Consider the following 14763-nt stretch of genomic DNA (forward strand, 5'->3'; position numbering starts at 1 on the left):
GCCCTCATCGGGAGACAGGCCGTGCCTCGACGCCCGTGTGGAGTCAGTCTCGCCCGGACGGGGACGGACGGGACCGCGGAGATTGAAACCCCCTCGCCGCCTGCGGTCGGTATGGACCTCTTCGGCACGGCGGGCATCCGCGGGCCGGTTCGCGACCGCGTGACGCCGGCACTCGCCCTGCGCGTCGGGCGCGCGGCGGCGCGTGAAGCACACGCTGACGGCGAACGAGACGGGAACGGAGGGGACGGCGACGGCACGCCGGTCGAGTTCGTGGTCGGGCGCGACGGCCGGGAGACGGGCGACGCCATCGCGTCGGCGGTCACCTCGGGGCTCCAGTCCGGTGGCGCGCGCGTCGTCCGGGTCGGCCGCGTCCCCACGCCGACGCTCGCGTACGCCTCGCGCGGCCGCTACGGCGTGATGGTCACGGCCAGCCACAACCCGCCGGCCGACAACGGCCTCAAACTGTTCCGCGACGGCCGGGAGTACGACCGCGAGGTCGAGCGGCGTATCGAGCAAGCCGTCGCGACCGAGGCCCCGCCGGTCGCCTGGGACGACTGGGGCGGCGCCGAGCGTGCCGACCGGCTCACCGAGTACCGCCACGCCGTCGTCGCGTACGCCCGGGGCCACGGCGTCCCGCTCGACGGCCTCCGGATCGCCGCCGACACGGGCAACGGGATGGCCGCGCGGGCCGCGCCCTGGGTGCTCCGGGAACTCGGCGCGCACGTCGTCACGCTCAACGGGAACGTGGACGGTCACTTCCCCGGCCGCGAGTCCAAACCCACGCCCGAGAGCCTGGCGGACCTCCGCGCGTTCGTCGCGGACGGCGAGTTCGCGTTCGGGCTGGGGTTCGATGGCGACGCCGACCGCATCGTCGTCGTCGACGACGACGGCGACGTGGTCCACGAGGACACCGTCCTCGCCGTCCTCGCCGAGCACTACACCCGCGCCGCGGCCCCGGGCGACCCGGTGGTCGTGACGACGCCGAACGCCTCCGGGCGCATCGACGAGCGCGTCGCCGAGGCGGGTGGCCGCGTCGAGCGCGTCCGCCTGGGTGCGCTCCACGAGGGCATCGCCGCCGCCCGGGCCGCGGGTGGCCCCGACACCGAAGTCGTGTTCGCCGCCGAACCCTGGAAGCACACGCACACCCGGTTCGGCCCGTGGATCGACGGCGTCGCCAGCGCGGCCGTCCTCGCGCGGCTGGTCGCCGAGTCCGGCCTCGGGGCGCTCCGCGACCCCATCACCGAACGTCCCTACCGGAAGGTGAGCGTCGACTGCCCGGACGACCGCAAGACGGCGGTGATGGCGGCGCTCGAGCGCACCCTCCCGGAGGCGTTCCCGGACGCCGCGGTCGACACCGAACACGGCGTCCGCCTCGAACTCGACGGGGGCTGGACCCTCGTCCGCCCCTCCGGAACCGAACCGTACGTCCGGGTCTACGCCGAACACGACGACGTGGACGCGCTCGTCGACCGAACCGTCGAGGTCGTCGAGGCCGCCGTCACGGACGCCGCATAACCCGCCGTCCCGCGTCGACCCTGCCGGGATACCGCTCGTCGGGGATCCACTCCCCGTCAGTCGAGCGGGCGCGCGCTGGCGGCTGTGCCGCAGGCCAGCCGCCGGCACCGTGCGAGGGACGAGGAGCGCAACGGAGGGAGCGAAGCGACCGGAGTGAGCACCGCAGACGGCTGGGGAGGTGTGAGGCCGACGAATACCGACTGACAAGTGTGCAGTCCTGGCAGAATCGAAGCACGAGGGCTTCGGAGGAGTCCCCGTCGTCGCCGTCGGAGTTGAAAGAGACCGCGTGGTCCCAGCGTTCCCGCCCACACGCTCAACTACAAAGTGCCCCCCCGTCCACAACGGCCCATGGACAGCGAGGACCCGAACGACGAGGTCCAGTACCACCTCGAACTGGCGCCCGGCGACATCGACGGGCCGGTCCTGCTCCCGGGGGACCCCGACCGGGTCCCGGTCGTCGCCGAGCAGTGGGACCGGGCCGAGGAGGTCGCGCACCACCGCGAGTACCGGACGATGCGGGGCCACCGCGCAGGGTCGCCGGTCGCCTGTACCTCGACGGGGATCGGCTCACCCTCCGCGGCCATCGCGGCCGAGGAACTCGCCAACGTCGGCGCCGAGACGCTCATCCGCGTCGGCTCCTGCGGGGCCATCCAGCCCGAGGCCGAGGTCGGCGACCTCGTCATCACCACCGGTGCCGTCCGGCAGGAAGGGGCCAGCGCGGAGTACGTCCGCGAGGACTACCCGGCAAGCGCGCACGGCGAGGTCGTCACCGCCCTCGTGACGGCGGCCGAGCGCCTCGACTACGACTACCACCTCGGCGTCACCTGCTCGACGGACTCGTTCTACGCCGGGCAGGGGCGCCCCGGGCACGGCGGCTTCGAGGCCGCAGGGGCCGAGGAGCGCACCGCCGAACTGCAGGAGGCGGGCGTCCTCAACTACGAGATGGAGGCCGCCGCGCTCCTGACGCTGGCCTCCCTCTACGGCCTGCGGGCGGGTGCGGTCTGTACGGTCTTCGCCAACCGCGTCACCGGCGAGTTCCGGACCGAGGGCGAGTCACGCGCCGCCGAGGTGGCCAGCGAGGCCGCCGTCGTCCTCGACCACATGGACCACGTCAAGCAGGAGGCCGGCGCCGACCACTGGCACGCGGGGCTGTCGCTAGACCGATAGTTGCAGAATCCTCTAGCTATACGAGATGTATCTTGTACTCTATAGGAAACTCCAGAATGTGCTAGTTATACGCCACTGGTACGGGATAGTGCCGATTACTCGGACCGCCCGACCTCGACAGTCCGGCTCTGCGGGCGGTCGCCGGAGATGGGGAGGCGGATCTCCAGTACGTCATCGGAGTCGTTGTAGTCGGCGGTGATCGCGTCCTCGTCGACCGCCCGCGGGAACGTCATGTCCCGATGGGTGACGCGGGTGCGGCCCTCCTGATGGTGTTCGGCGGCGACGTGGAGGTGGCCGTCGACCCACTTCACGTCGATGTCCGCGGGGTCGGCATCGACGTGGGCGAGCACGAGGTAGTGGTCGTCCTCCCGGTACAGCTCTAGTTCGTGCCGCGGGTCCGTCATCGTCATCTCGGCCGGCAGTTCGACGGGACCGCACTTCAGGATACTGTCGGCTCTCGGTGAACGAGAACCACCGATGCACGGCTACCGGTCGGTGAGAACGGGTAGAAACGGAACTCGCTAACTCAGAGCTTGCCGGCGCGCTGCAGCTTCATGAGGTCCTCGGTGTCGAGGGTCTCGCCCTCCTTGAAGCGCTGGTAGATCTCCTCGGCCTCCTCCTGGGCCTGCTCCTTCTTGGCCTGGCGCTCGTCCTTGCGCTCTTCCTCCTCCTCCTTGTCCATCTCGCGGAGTCGCTTCTGGACGCGGACGAAGTCCTCGTGGTGGCGGTCGGCGGCCTCCTGGGCGTCGACGAACTTCTCGTGCCACTCGTCGGCCTCGTCGCGGATGTCGTCGGCCTCGCGGTAGGCCTCGATCATCTGGTTGTGGTGCTCCTGGGCCTTGTCCGCGAGCTCGGTCACCTTCTGGTGGTGCTCGCTGGCCTCGGCGCGGACCTCCTGGGCCTCCTCCTTGACGCCCTCGAGGTCACCGGTCTGGTCGAGCTTCTCCTTCCGGTTCTGGAGCTTCTCGCGCTTGTTCTCGATCTTCTCGATGAGCTCGCGCTCCTCGTCCGTCGAGAGAACCTCCGTCTGCTGCTTGAACTCCAGATCCTCGATCTCCTCCTTGAGCTCGTCGGCCGACTTGCCCTCGTTCAGCTCGAGGTCGTCCTTCATGTCGTCGACCTTGTCGAAGAGCTCGTTGGCCTTCGCGTTGAGCTCGTTGCGCTGCTCCTTGTGCTCCTGGACCTGCTCGTTGAGCTCGTCGCGCTTCTCGCGGTGCTCCTGGGCCTCGTCGACCTTCTCGCGGGTCTTCGCGTTCAGCTCGTCGCGCTTGGAGGCGCGCTCGGAGGCCATCTGGTTCAGCTCGTTCCGCCGGTCACGGAGCTGCCCGGCCTTCTTGATGAGCTGGCCCTTGGAGTTGCTCTCGAGGTCGTCGTCTGTCAGTTCTACGTTCTTGCTTTCGTCAATGCTCTCTGCCATTGTTAGTAACTCTCTATCCATTACCGCTCCGGGTCCACACACCGGTCCCTAGGGGACATTGCAGCCACCGAAGGATCGAAGGGTCCTGTCATTCTGGTCGGCTGGCGATGCGGGTGAACGCCGGAGGCGTTCTGGTACCTGCATCTTTATCATTCAACCATATAATGGTTTCGCCGATGCGAGACCCGTGAAAACGAGCCACACGGCCCTCCTACCCGCGACAACAGTTCACACGGGACAGGCAAGCAGTATATAAGTTACCCGTGTCTCCGGGGCTCGTCACCGGGCCCGCCCGGCGTCACCGGGGGGGAATTCCACCGGACGGACCAGCGGAACGTCGGCCTGAAGTGCAGCCGTCGCTCCGGTCCGGGTATGAGCGACCACGCCCCCGTCGACACCACCCACGAGGAGGTCGTCCACGCGCACGGACACGAGCACGTCCGCGCCGAACACGCCAGCACGTTCGAGGTGACGACCGACGACTGGCTCACGCCCGCCGGCGACTGCATCCTCGCCATCGAGGCCGACCGCGCGCCCGCGGACTTCGACGAGGGCTTCGTCGCCGCATGCCGGGATGCCGACGCCCGTATCGAGGCCACCATCGCCGTCGACCCGGCCGGCGACTGGGACGCGCCAGCCCACGAGACGACCATCACGGGGCGGGGCCATCCGGACCTGACCTTCTCGGACGACCGTGGTGCGGTGGGTCGGACCAGCGACCACGCCGACGACCGGACCGTCATGCTGGGTACCGACGCGGCGGCCGCGGACCTCGACCGCGACCTGGTCGCGGCGCTCGCGGACGGCGCGGACCTGCGGCTCACGCTCCGGGTCACCGAGAACTGACGCTCCTGCTGACTACTCGATGTCGACGGTCAGGACGCCGTTCGAGACGCGTCGGTCGGCATCCGTCGGGTCGAAGGGGAGGTCGAACGAGCGCTCGACACCCTCGGCGCGGACGGTCACGCCGAAGCGACCCAGCTCGACCGTCGCGTCCGGGTCGTCCACGACGACGGTCGCCGTCTCGCCGTCCGGCGCGCAGTCGAACCGGACCAGCGGCTCGGGCACCGTCCCCGCGTCGTCGGCCACCTCACCCCGGCCGGCCGCGACGGCCCGCCGGACGGCGTCCGCGTCCCCACCGCGCCGGACGAGCAGCACGCGCCGCCCGCCGATGTCGGGGCGGTCCTCGACCTCGACGTACCCTGTCCGGACGGCGGCGGAGACGCCGGGCAGCAGGTTCAGCGAGCGGACGAACAGCTGCAGTGGCGCGAGGAACGGATTCATTACCGTACGATGGTCCTCCACGGTATTCATTGGTTTCGGTCGTGGCGGATGCTGACGGATGCCGATGGGACCGCCGCGAACCGCAGTCCTATGGCACCGCCACCCCACGGTTCGGCCATGAGCGAGCAGCCCGGAGACGGTTCCAGCGACCCCGCGTCGGACCCGGAGCCGACCGAGAACATCTCGGGGGGTGACTCCGGGGGCGGCCATGCCCACCCGTTCGAGCCGGCGGCCGACCCGGCGACCCGTGCCGAGGCCGTCGTCGACCGCCTCGGTGAGCGCTACTGGCGGAAGGCGTACGGCGGGCAGGCCGCCTTCGAGTGTCTCGTCCGGACGGTCCTCTCGCAGAACACCTCGGACAAGGCCTCCCAGCCGGCCCACGACGCACTGATGGAGCAGTACGGGCGTGGCGGGCCCGACGAGGAGGGCGACCTGGCTGCCGCTCTCGCCGCGGCCGCGCAGGACGAACTGGCCGAGACCATCTCGTCGGCCGGCCTCTACAACCGGAAGTCCGAGACGCTCATCCGTCTCGCCGGGCGCGTCCGCGACGAGTACGGGGGTGCCGACGCTTTCGACGCGTTCGTCACCGGAGAGGACCCGACGACCGTGCGCGGCGCGCTGCTGGACATGAAGGGTGTCGGGCCGAAGACGGCCGACTGCGTGCTGCTGTTCTCCGGTGGACGCGGCGGTGTCTTCCCCGTCGACACGCACGTCCACCGTATCGCCCGGCGGCTGGGGCTCGCGCCGGCCGACGCCGACCACGAGGGCGTCCGCGCGGCGCTCGAACGCGACGTTCCGGCCGAGAAGTGCGGCTTCGGCCACACCGCGATGATACAGTTCGGCCGCGAGTTCTGCACGGCCCGCAAGCCCGCCTGTCTCGAGGACCCGGACGCGTGTCCGATGGCCGATGTCTGCGACCAGGTCGGTGTCTACCCCGCCACGGGCGAGGTGGTCGACCCGGCCGAGGCCCCCGAGGCCGGCGCGAACTGACTCAGCCGAGCAGTCCGCGTTCCCGGGCCGCCACGACGCCGCCCAGCCCAGCCACGAGTCCGAACGCCACCAGAGACAGGTTCGGAATCGTGAGGCCGGCGACGGGGGCGCGCCACAGGACCGCCGCGCAGTCACCCTCGAAACCGCAGGCCACGGTCGTCGCCTGCAGGTAGCTGTGGTACGCCGCGACGACGAGACCGGAAACGGCCAGCGGGAGGACCGTCCGCCAGACCGCCGGTCGCGACTCCGCGACTCCCACGCCGAGCACGACCACGAGCGGGTACATCAGGACGCGCTGGTACCAGCAGAGCTCGCACGGCACCAGCCCGAGGCCGAGCGAGAACCAGAGGCTCCCGGCCGTCGCGACGGTCGCGACGAGTGTCGCCAGCACGAGCAGGGACCGCGAGTCGATGGCGACCTCACCCGGCGGTCCCCCGGTCTCGCCGGCCATCGTCTCACTCGGTCGCTCCTTCGAGCGCGCTCCGCAGGCTATCGGGCTCGAACGGGCTGTACGAAGCGTCACCGACGACGACGGCGGGTGTCCCCTCGACGCCGCTGTTGGCGGCGAACTCCGTGTTGGCGCGGACCTCGCTCTCGTACTCGCCGCCGCCGATGGCCGTGCCGACGGCCTCCGGGTCGGAGACGCCGGCCTCGCGGGCGAACTCGACGAGCTTCGATTTCGTCGCCCAGCGCTTGCTCTCGGCCGGCTGGTTCGCCATCACGTGCTCGTGGTACCGCCAGTAGTTATCCGGGTCGACGTTCCAGACGGCGAGGCCAGCCCGCGCGGCGCGGGGGGCGTCGGGGCCGAGGAACGGCTCGCCGTCGCCGGTGTAGGAGAGCGCCCGGTACTCCAGCGCGAGGTCGCCGGGGGCGACGTAGTCGGAGACGATGGTGCCCAGCGACAGCACCCGGTCCGAGCCCGTCGAGAACTCCGCGCAGAACGGGCATTTCCAGTTGCCGAGATACGTGATGGTCGTCGACGCCCCGGCATCCATCCGGGCGTAGGTGGTCGCCCCGGGATCGTCCGGGACGGGCGCGGTCGCCACGGGGCCGTTCGGCGTGCCCTGGTTCCCGCTTCCGCCATCGCCATCGCCACCGTCGCCACCGTCATCACCGTCGCCACCGCCCAGTTCGGTGCAACCGGTCAGTCCCGCGGCGGCGGTCGTTCCGGCGGCCGCGAGGAAGGTACGTCGAGTGGTCATGGCCGCGCTTGCACGGTCCGGTGTCTCAATCTTCTGGTCGGACTCTCGAAAACGTCGGCCGAACGGGTACGACCCGCCGAATCGTCCGTTACCGGTCCTCGAGCGCGTCCGCCACGCGCTCGACCTCGCGGCGGATGTCGTGGAGCTCGTCCCGGACCTTCCGGACCTCGCGGACGAGTTCCTCGTTGTCCTGGCCGCCCTCGTCGCGCCCGCGGCCCTCGGGGCCACCGGGCGAGCCGCCGAGCGCGCCGCCGGGGCCGCCACCGCCCATCATGCCGCCCATCATCTGCGCGAACGGGTTGCCGCCGCCACCGCCGCCCATGCCCGGCGGGCCACCGCCCTCGCCACCCATCCCGGGCGGGCCACCGCCGCCCATCATCTCCTCCATGCGCTCCTCGGGGCTCTGCCCCTCGCCGCCCTCGCCCTCGCGCTCCTCGGCGCGCTGCTGTCGGATCTCCTCGACGCGCTCGCGGAAGGACTTCTCCTCGCCGCCGTTCTCGCCACCGTCCTCGCCGCTGTTCTCGGCCGGCTTGTCCGTATCTTCGGGTTCGTCCGTCATACCTCCCGGTATCGGTGCGCCACGGAAAAACATGCGGGAATCGTCGGTAACCCCCGGTCCGGTATCGCTGCTACCCGAACCTCCCGAGCGACGACTGGATATCCCGGTCACCCGCGCCGTCCGTGACCTCGTGACCCAGCAGGTCGCGCAGGTCGACGGCGTAGGTGCTGCCCGCGTTCTCCAGTACAAGCAGTCGGCCCTGCACGCCGACGACCGTTCCAGTCGCGAGCGTCTCGCGGACCGGCCGGTCGTCGACGGTGAAGCCGTAGTCGAGGTCGAACGTCTCCAGCGGGTCGAACTCCGCGAGCAGTGCCTCCCACGCCCCGGCGTCCACCGTCCGCGCGAGGGCTGCCACCTTCGTCGGCGTCCGGACCCGGTCCGGCAGGCGGTCGGCGAGCGCGGCCTCCCGACGTCGTGCGGCCCGGCCGTCGGGGAAGTGTTCGATCAGCGCGGCGCGGTCGGCGCCCTGCTCGCGGAGGCGGGTCTCCAGGCGCTCGGGCTTCGTGACGCCGACCTTGAACGTGTCCGGTGCGAAGGCGGCGAGGTAGCAGACGTGCTCGCGGCCGCAGTTCTCCAGCGGCATGTCGCAGTTCCCCGTACAACGGGCGCAGGCCCACGTCGAGGTGTGGTCACGGCAGTACGGGGCCCGCGACGCGGCACACGAGCGGTGCTGCAGTTCGGCCCCACCGTCCCCGCCCTCGGCGACCAGCGCGCCCGCGCAGTGGCGCTCCCCGAGCCCGTACTCCAGGGAGGCACCCGACACCAGCGCTACACGCTCGACGGGACCCCCGGCGGCGAGCTGTAGCGCGGGGTCGGGGGACCGGTCGTAGCCGACGAACTGCACACGTGGTGTTCGTGGGGGACGGCAAAAGAGGTGCCGTCGCCGCTGTACTGATAAATGGTGGCGCAGATACGGCTATTCTTTGATACATTGTGATGGCACGGGGGGATACGGACCGGCGACCCGTCGGTGGTGGTATGAGACAGGGTGGACGGAGTCGGCGGGCGGTACTGCAGGCGATCGGTGCGGGAACGACGGCGGTCGGTCTCGGTGCTGGTCTCGGAGCGGCCGACGGGCGCGATGGTCGCGATGGTGGCGCGACCACGCGCGTGAACGTCGGTGTCCGGCCGGGCGGGGAGCAGGCGATTCGGGCGGCCGCAGCGACGGTCCACCGGACCTACGCGTTCGACGCGCTGACGGCGACCGTCCCCGAGGTGGCGATTCCGGACCTCCGGTCGCGCGACGACGTGCGCTACGTCGAGGTCGACGGGGAGGTCCGGGTGGACGGGTCGGGGCCCGTCGAGTCCGAGGACACCCAGACCGCCCCGTACGGCATCGAGCGTGTCGGGGCGACGGCTGTCGACGCGACCGGCGAAGGGGCCCACGTCGGCGTCGTGGACACGGGTATCGACGCGACACACCCCGACCTGCTCGGCCGTGTCGGTGAGAGCTTCACCACGGTCGGGAGCTGGGTCACCGGGGCCGCGGCACCCGCGGGACAGGACGACAACGGACACGGCACCCACGTCGCCGGGACGGTCGGCGCGACCGACGACTCCGGCGGCGTCGTCGGGGTCGCACCCGGGGTGACCGTCCACGCGGTCAAGGCGCTCACCGCGGCCGGGGTCGGCTACAACGCCGACCTGGCCCGTGGTGTCGAACTCGCCGCGGAGCAGGGCTGGGACGTGGTGAACCTCAGCGTCGAGACCACGGCCGCATCGGGCACCCGGATGCTCCGTGACGCCTGCGCGTTCGCCCGCGAGCGCGGGGTCGTCCTCGTGGCGGCAGCCGGCAACTACGGCCCGTGTTCGGACTGCGTGGCCGCGCCCGGGAAGCTGCCCACGACCATCGGCGTCGGCGCGACCGATGCCGACGACGACGTGGCCGGCTTCTCCTCGACGGGACCGGGCGTCGACATCGCCGCGCCGGGCGTCGACGTCCGCTCGACCGACCTCGGTGCAGGCTACACGGAGAAGAGCGGCACGTCGATGGCGACCCCCCACGTCACCGGGGCCGCCGCGCTGCTCCGTGCAGCCGGCCACGACCCCGCACGGACGGAGGAACGACTGCTCTACACGGCCGAGGACATCGGTCGGGAGGTGGCCGAGACGGGCGCCGGCCTGCTGGATGTCCCAGCGGCGCTGCAGCGGTAGCCCGGCAGCCCGTCGAACCCGCACAAACGCTTTCTCCCCGGGGTCGTATGCTCCGGCCGTGTCACCGCTCGACGCGTCGCTGGAGGTCACGGTCGACGGCGACGGCCAGCAGGTGCAGTTCACGCTGGTCGTCGAGAACGCCGGTCACGACCCCGTCAGCGTGACCTTCCGCGACAGCGGCGACGCGGATTTCGCCGTGCTGACGCCCGGCGGCGAGGAGGTGTGGCGCTGGTCCGACGGCCGGATGTTCGCGCAGGCGCTCCGCCCGGCCGAGTTCGCGCCCGGCGAGTCGGCCACGTTCGAGGCCGAGTGGCCGGCTCCCGAGCCCGGCGACTACACCGCCATCGGCGAACTCCGCGTCCGCGAGAGCGAGGTCCGCGCGGAGACGCCCTTCTCGGTCTGAGTCCCCGGGCCGCGTAGTCCCGCGGCGCTCGGCCGCGCGACGGGGCTCACTCGATGGAGAGCTCCTCGCCGTCGACGGGGGCGTCCTCGTCCCACTCCAGCTCCAGCTCGAGCCCGAGCTCGCCGGGGCCGCTGGCCGGTCCCTCGCGCTCGACCTTCACCTCGAACTCCACCCGGTTGGGCGGCGTCACGGAGACCGACTGGTCCCCGGATTTCAGCGTGACGGCACCGTCGGACTCCAGCGCGTCCGCGACATCGCGCAGGTAGGCGGCGACCTCCGACCGGCTCCGCATCGACTCCGTCTCGAACAGCACTTCTTCGGGCATACCCGGAGGTAGACTGTCGGATGGGATACGCGTATCGACTCCCGCAATCCATTCTCACCCCAGCAGTGCCTCGTGGACGGCATCGAGGATGCGCCGGGTACCCGCGCCGTCGACGAACTCCCTGGCGCGCTCGGCCAGTTGCCGCCGGCGCTCGCGGTCCGCAGCGAGGTCGTCGACGGCCGTCCGCAGGGCCCCGGCCGACATCCCGCGGCCGTCGCCGAGGTAGCCGACGACGCCGCGCTCGCCGAGCGCCGCCATCCGTTCGTGCTCGCGGTCGTTCTGCGCCAGGACGAGCGTCGGCGTCCCGGTCGCCGCGAGTTCGTAGGCCGTCCGCCCGCCCGAGCAGACCGCGAAGTCGGCCCACTCCATCACCGCACCCATCTCCGGGTCCGTGACGGCGGCCACGTTCGGCGCCCCGGCCAGCGCGTCGTCGAGGTCGGCGTCGTCGAAATCGGGCCCGCGGACGAGCCGGTACTCGCGGCCGTCCCCGGCCACCGCCGCGACGGCGAGCGCCGACAGCCCCGCGGGGTCGCTCCCGCCGAACGTCAGCAGGCCGTGCTCGGCCGTCTCGGGTACTTCGAGCGGGCGGTCGCGGAACTCCTCGCGCAGGACGAAGTACTCCGCGCCCGCGAGGTGGTTGTCACCCCCCTCGACGAGTTCGGGCTCGTACAGCGCGTTCACGACGAGGTCGGCGGACTCGGGGCCGCCCGCGAGGTCCTCCAGGTTGACGACCGCGGCGGCGGTCCGGTGGAGCTGGCGCACCCGCTCGGGGTCCGTGTCCAGTACGTCCAGGAACACGAGGTCCGGGTCCATCGCCGTGACGGGCGCGAGCGGGTCGCGCTCGTCCGGGTCGACCACCTGGACCTCGCGCCCGGCGTCCCGGATGGCGGCGACCCCCGCGGGGTAGTCGGCCCGACAGACGAAGGTCGGCGCCGCGCGGAGCGTCCGCTCCAGCTCCGCGGCCAGCGTGAGACACCGCGAGACGTGCCCCAGCCCGCGCCCCCCGCCCCCGTCGACGCGGAAGACGACGCGCGGGCCCTGCGCGAGCCGTTCGGCCAGCCACAGGTCCACGACGCCGTCGATGGCCAGCGAGGAGAGCCGGTCGGTGACGACGTAGCCCGGCGCCTCACCGACCCGGGTCCCCCGTTCGAGCAGGGCCGTCGAGGTGACGTTGATGGAGCCCGTCTCCCGGTAGAACGGTTCGAGGTCCGCCCGGAGCGCGCGCTCGTCGAAACGCGGTTCGAGCCGCCCGGCTCCGTGGTTCTCACCGCTCCCGGCGTCTCCGCCCACGCCGACCCCGTCGTCCGCATCGCTCCCGTCGTCCCCGGTCGCGCTCGCCCCGTCGTCGCGTGCCTGCCAGAAGAAGCGCCGCTCCTCGGCCACGCTGATGACCGCCTCGTGGCCGTCCCGGAACCGCTCGATTGCCGTCTCCACGTCGGCGACCCGCCGGAACGGGACGTTCGGCTGGAGGACGACGATGGGCGTCGCCGCCGTGACCGGTCGCTCCGCGCGCATCTCCTCGACGGCGTGCGCGACGACCTCGTGGAGGAGCGCGTCCGTGGCCAGTCGCTCGGGGCGGAGGAACGGGACCCGGGCGCCGTGCTCCCGCGCGAGGTCGGCCAGCGCCTCGTCCTCCGTCGTGACGAGCACCTCCTCGATGCCCGGGCACGAGAGTCCCGTCTCGACCGTGTGTGCGAGGACCGGCTTCCCGGCGAGCTGCTTGAAATGCTTCTTCGGCAGGCCGGGGGAGGTCCCGCGCGCGGGGACGATGCAGAGTGGGTCGGTCGGGTCCATGGTGTGGTGCCGTCGTCGGCGTCCTCGGTCGTCGTCAGTGCTCCCGCTCGATGTCCTCGGCCGCCAGCACCTCGTCGGCGGGTAGGTCCCGGGTCGCGCGCCACGCCTCGTCGTCGACCTCGAACAGCAGTTTCGGGGCGAGGCCGGTCCCCGGTCGCTTCACCGCGAGGTCCGCCCGCCGGATGCGCTCGCCCGCCTCGATGGCGCGGTCGGTGACGAGCGAGCGCCGCGCCAGGCGCATCCCGTCGGCCTCGACCTCGGTCGGCCCCTGCTCGGCCCGACCCATCGCGGCGTGGACCTCGCGGGTCCGGTCGACGATGTCGCGCATGACCTCCGTGTCGGCCGAGAGCCGATGGTCCGGGCTCTTCTCCAGCGACGTGTCGTAGGTGAAATGCTTCTCGATGATGGCGGCACCCATCGCGGCCGCGGCGACCGGGACGGTGGTCCCGATGGTGTGGTCCGAGAGGCCGACGGGGTAGTCGAACTCGGCCATCAGGGTCGACATCATCCGCAAGTTCGCGTCCTCGATGTCGGTCGGGTACTTCGTGATGCAGTGGAGCAACACGATGTCGTCGTTCCCGGCGTCCTCGATGACGCCGACGGCCTCGCGGATCTCCGCGAGTGTCGCCATCCCGGTCGAGAGGATGACTGGTTCGCCCCGCGAGGCCACGTCCCGGAGGAGCGGATGGTGGGTGAGGTCGCCCGACGCAATCTTGTACGCGGGCACGTCGAGGTCGTCGAGCAGGTCGACCGCCGCGTGGTCGAACGGCGTCGAGAGATAGGTGATGTCCTGCTCGCGGGCGTGAGCCGCCATCGCCTCGTAGTCCGAGCGCTCGAGGACGTCCAGTTCCGCGAATTTCTCGTACTGTGTGCCCTCGCCCCAGTACTTCGGTGCGTCGCGCGTGACGAGGGTGTCCGCGGAGTAGTTCTGGAACTTGACGGCGTCGGCGCCGCTCTCGACGGCCGCGTCGACGAGTCGCTTCGCCTTCGCCAGTTCGCCGTCGTGGTTGGCCCCGGCCTCGGCGATGACGTAGGCCGGCTCGCCCGGGCCGACCGCCCTATCGCCGATGTGGACCGGCTCGATGTCGCGTTCGTCCGGCATCAGTGGGTGGTGGGTGTCGGTGGTCTGCGCATCATCAGTGGTGGTCGGCGCCCGCCGGCGTGTACGAGGTGGTCGCGAGCATGCGCTCGAAGCCCGGCTCCTGCGGGGTCCCGCGGTGGAGCCCGGCCTGGTTCGCGACGATGAGCGTTCCCTTCGGGGCCGTGCAGACGAGGGCGTCGTCCTCGTCGTGGAACACGCCGTCGGTGGGCGGGTCCCCGCGGACCCGGTTGACGAGCTGTGCGGCCTTCTTCCGCAGGACGGAGGGCTCGTGGCTCCCCGGAATGTACTGGAACGGGCCGTAGCGCTCGTCGGGTACGTCGGTCAGGTAGACGAACGCCTTGAACTTGCCCGCGTAGGTGTCGGCGTGGAAGTCCCGGGTGTCCGTGACGCCGCGGTTGACGTACACGTTGAGGTTGTCCGGGGTGTAACGCGCCCCGGCCGCGTCGTTGACGATCTCGGCGACGAAGCGGTCGCGCTTGCGCTGTGCCAGCGCCGGGACCGCGAGGTCCATGTTGAACACGTCCAGCATCCCGTCGTCGTTCTCGCCGGTCCGTTCCCTGACGACCGGCTCGCCGCGCGTCGAGAGCGAGCCGTAATCGTCGTCCGGGCCGGCGCGCGGGAGGTCGTCGAGCCGTGTCTCGACGCGCTCGCGGATCTCGTCACAGAGCGACGGTGCGAGGAAGTCCTCCACCACGACGACACCGTCGGCGGCCAGCGTATCCGCGAACGTCCCGGCGTCCGCGTCGAGGTCGAGCGCCGCCTCCCCCTCGGCGTCGGTGACGGTAGCCATACCACACGCACTCGCCTGCGCTGTAAGTGCTTTTCTCGTCGTGGGCGCTCACCGCCGCCGT

The 14763-nt window shown here is 71.4% G+C and carries 17 protein-coding genes; 6 read left to right on the forward strand and 11 right to left on the reverse strand.

All coding sequences use genetic code 11. The annotated features are described in order from the left end of the window. Positions 1-111: 111 nt before the first annotated feature. Both NL114_RS01645 and NL114_RS01650 read left to right on the forward strand, forming a co-directional pair. The gene (locus NL114_RS01645) at positions 112-1515 is read left to right on the forward strand and encodes a phosphohexomutase domain-containing protein (RefSeq protein WP_254823063.1); all 1404 of its coding nucleotides are present in this window, start codon (positions 112-114) and stop codon (positions 1513-1515) included. A gap of 348 nt (positions 1516-1863) precedes the next feature. Further along, positions 1864-2682: a nucleoside phosphorylase gene (locus NL114_RS01650; RefSeq protein ID WP_254823064.1), complete on the forward strand. Its 819-nt coding sequence runs from the start codon at positions 1864-1866 to the stop codon at positions 2680-2682. Between the two features lie 95 nt (positions 2683-2777). On the opposite strand, the gene NL114_RS01655 is transcribed toward NL114_RS01650, so the two are convergent. Both NL114_RS01655 and NL114_RS01660 read right to left on the reverse strand, forming a co-directional pair. Continuing rightward, positions 2778-3086 carry an Hsp20/alpha crystallin family protein gene (locus NL114_RS01655; RefSeq protein WP_254823065.1) on the reverse strand — a complete coding sequence of 103 codons (309 nt, stop codon included), beginning with the start codon at positions 3084-3086 and terminating at the stop codon, positions 2778-2780. 122 nt (positions 3087-3208) lie between these two features. Continuing rightward, positions 3209-4099, reverse strand: coding sequence for a coiled-coil protein (locus tag NL114_RS01660; protein WP_254823066.1), 891 nt, complete (start codon positions 4097-4099; stop codon positions 3209-3211). Between the two features lie 372 nt (positions 4100-4471). Here NL114_RS01660 and NL114_RS01665 point away from each other — a divergent pair, with 372 nt between their 5' ends. After that, positions 4472-4945, forward strand: coding sequence for a DUF371 domain-containing protein (locus tag NL114_RS01665; RefSeq protein ID WP_254823067.1), 474 nt, complete (start codon positions 4472-4474; stop codon positions 4943-4945). Between the two features lie 12 nt (positions 4946-4957). Here the strand turns inward: NL114_RS01665 and NL114_RS01670 are convergent, their stop codons facing one another. Beyond that, on the reverse strand, positions 4958-5383 hold the full coding sequence (locus NL114_RS01670; RefSeq protein ID WP_254823068.1) for a hypothetical protein: 426 nt from the start codon (positions 5381-5383) through the stop codon (positions 4958-4960). Positions 5384-5500: 117 nt separating this feature from the next. Between NL114_RS01670 and NL114_RS01675 the strand changes: the two genes are divergently transcribed. Then, positions 5501-6373 (forward strand): endonuclease III domain-containing protein, encoded by an 873-nt coding sequence (locus NL114_RS01675; RefSeq protein WP_254823069.1) that lies wholly within the window; start codon positions 5501-5503, stop codon positions 6371-6373. A 1-nt stretch (position 6374) separates the two neighbouring features. Here the strand turns inward: NL114_RS01675 and NL114_RS01680 are convergent, their stop codons facing one another. The 4 genes from NL114_RS01680 to NL114_RS01695 form a co-directional block, all read right to left on the reverse strand. Then, a complete protein-coding gene (locus tag NL114_RS01680; RefSeq protein ID WP_254823070.1) occupies positions 6375-6824 on the reverse strand; it encodes a disulfide bond formation protein B in 450 nt (149 codons plus the stop codon). A 4-nt stretch (positions 6825-6828) separates the two neighbouring features. After that, positions 6829-7575 carry a DsbA family protein gene (locus NL114_RS01685; protein WP_254823071.1) on the reverse strand — a complete coding sequence of 249 codons (747 nt, stop codon included), beginning with the start codon at positions 7573-7575 and terminating at the stop codon, positions 6829-6831. Between the two features lie 88 nt (positions 7576-7663). Continuing rightward, positions 7664-8134 (reverse strand): hypothetical protein, encoded by a 471-nt coding sequence (locus tag NL114_RS01690; protein ID WP_254823072.1) that lies wholly within the window; start codon positions 8132-8134, stop codon positions 7664-7666. A gap of 70 nt (positions 8135-8204) precedes the next feature. Then, positions 8205-8978, reverse strand: a complete 774-nt coding sequence (locus NL114_RS01695) for a DUF2797 domain-containing protein (RefSeq protein WP_254823073.1) — start codon at positions 8976-8978, stop codon at positions 8205-8207. Between the two features lie 134 nt (positions 8979-9112). Here NL114_RS01695 and NL114_RS01700 point away from each other — a divergent pair, with 134 nt between their 5' ends. Together NL114_RS01700 and NL114_RS01705 are read left to right on the forward strand one after the other, a co-directional pair. Continuing rightward, positions 9113-10288, forward strand: a complete 1176-nt coding sequence (locus tag NL114_RS01700) for a S8 family serine peptidase (RefSeq protein WP_254823074.1) — start codon at positions 9113-9115, stop codon at positions 10286-10288. A gap of 58 nt (positions 10289-10346) precedes the next feature. Beyond that, positions 10347-10691, forward strand: coding sequence for a BsuPI-related putative proteinase inhibitor (locus NL114_RS01705; protein ID WP_254823075.1), 345 nt, complete (start codon positions 10347-10349; stop codon positions 10689-10691). A gap of 46 nt (positions 10692-10737) precedes the next feature. Here NL114_RS01705 and NL114_RS01710 read toward each other — a convergent pair whose 3' ends face one another. The 4 genes from NL114_RS01710 to NL114_RS01725 are packed head-to-tail and all read right to left on the reverse strand — an operon-like array spanning position 10738 to position 14702. Continuing rightward, positions 10738-11016 carry an amphi-Trp domain-containing protein gene (locus tag NL114_RS01710; RefSeq protein ID WP_254823076.1) on the reverse strand — a complete coding sequence of 93 codons (279 nt, stop codon included), beginning with the start codon at positions 11014-11016 and terminating at the stop codon, positions 10738-10740. 54 nt (positions 11017-11070) lie between these two features. Then, positions 11071-12810, reverse strand: a complete 1740-nt coding sequence (locus NL114_RS01715; protein WP_254823077.1) for a cytidylyltransferase domain-containing protein — start codon at positions 12808-12810, stop codon at positions 11071-11073. A 34-nt stretch (positions 12811-12844) separates the two neighbouring features. Continuing rightward, positions 12845-13912, reverse strand: coding sequence for an N-acetylneuraminate synthase family protein (locus tag NL114_RS01720; protein ID WP_254823078.1), 1068 nt, complete (start codon positions 13910-13912; stop codon positions 12845-12847). Positions 13913-13946: 34 nt separating this feature from the next. Continuing rightward, positions 13947-14702 carry a phytanoyl-CoA dioxygenase family protein gene (locus tag NL114_RS01725; protein ID WP_254823079.1) on the reverse strand — a complete coding sequence of 252 codons (756 nt, stop codon included), beginning with the start codon at positions 14700-14702 and terminating at the stop codon, positions 13947-13949. Positions 14703-14763 lie beyond the last annotated feature (61 nt).

The organism is Haloglomus halophilum, from assembly GCF_024298885.1.
In the GTDB taxonomy this organism is placed as follows: Archaea; Halobacteriota; Halobacteria; order Halobacteriales; family Haloarculaceae; genus Haloglomus; species Haloglomus halophilum.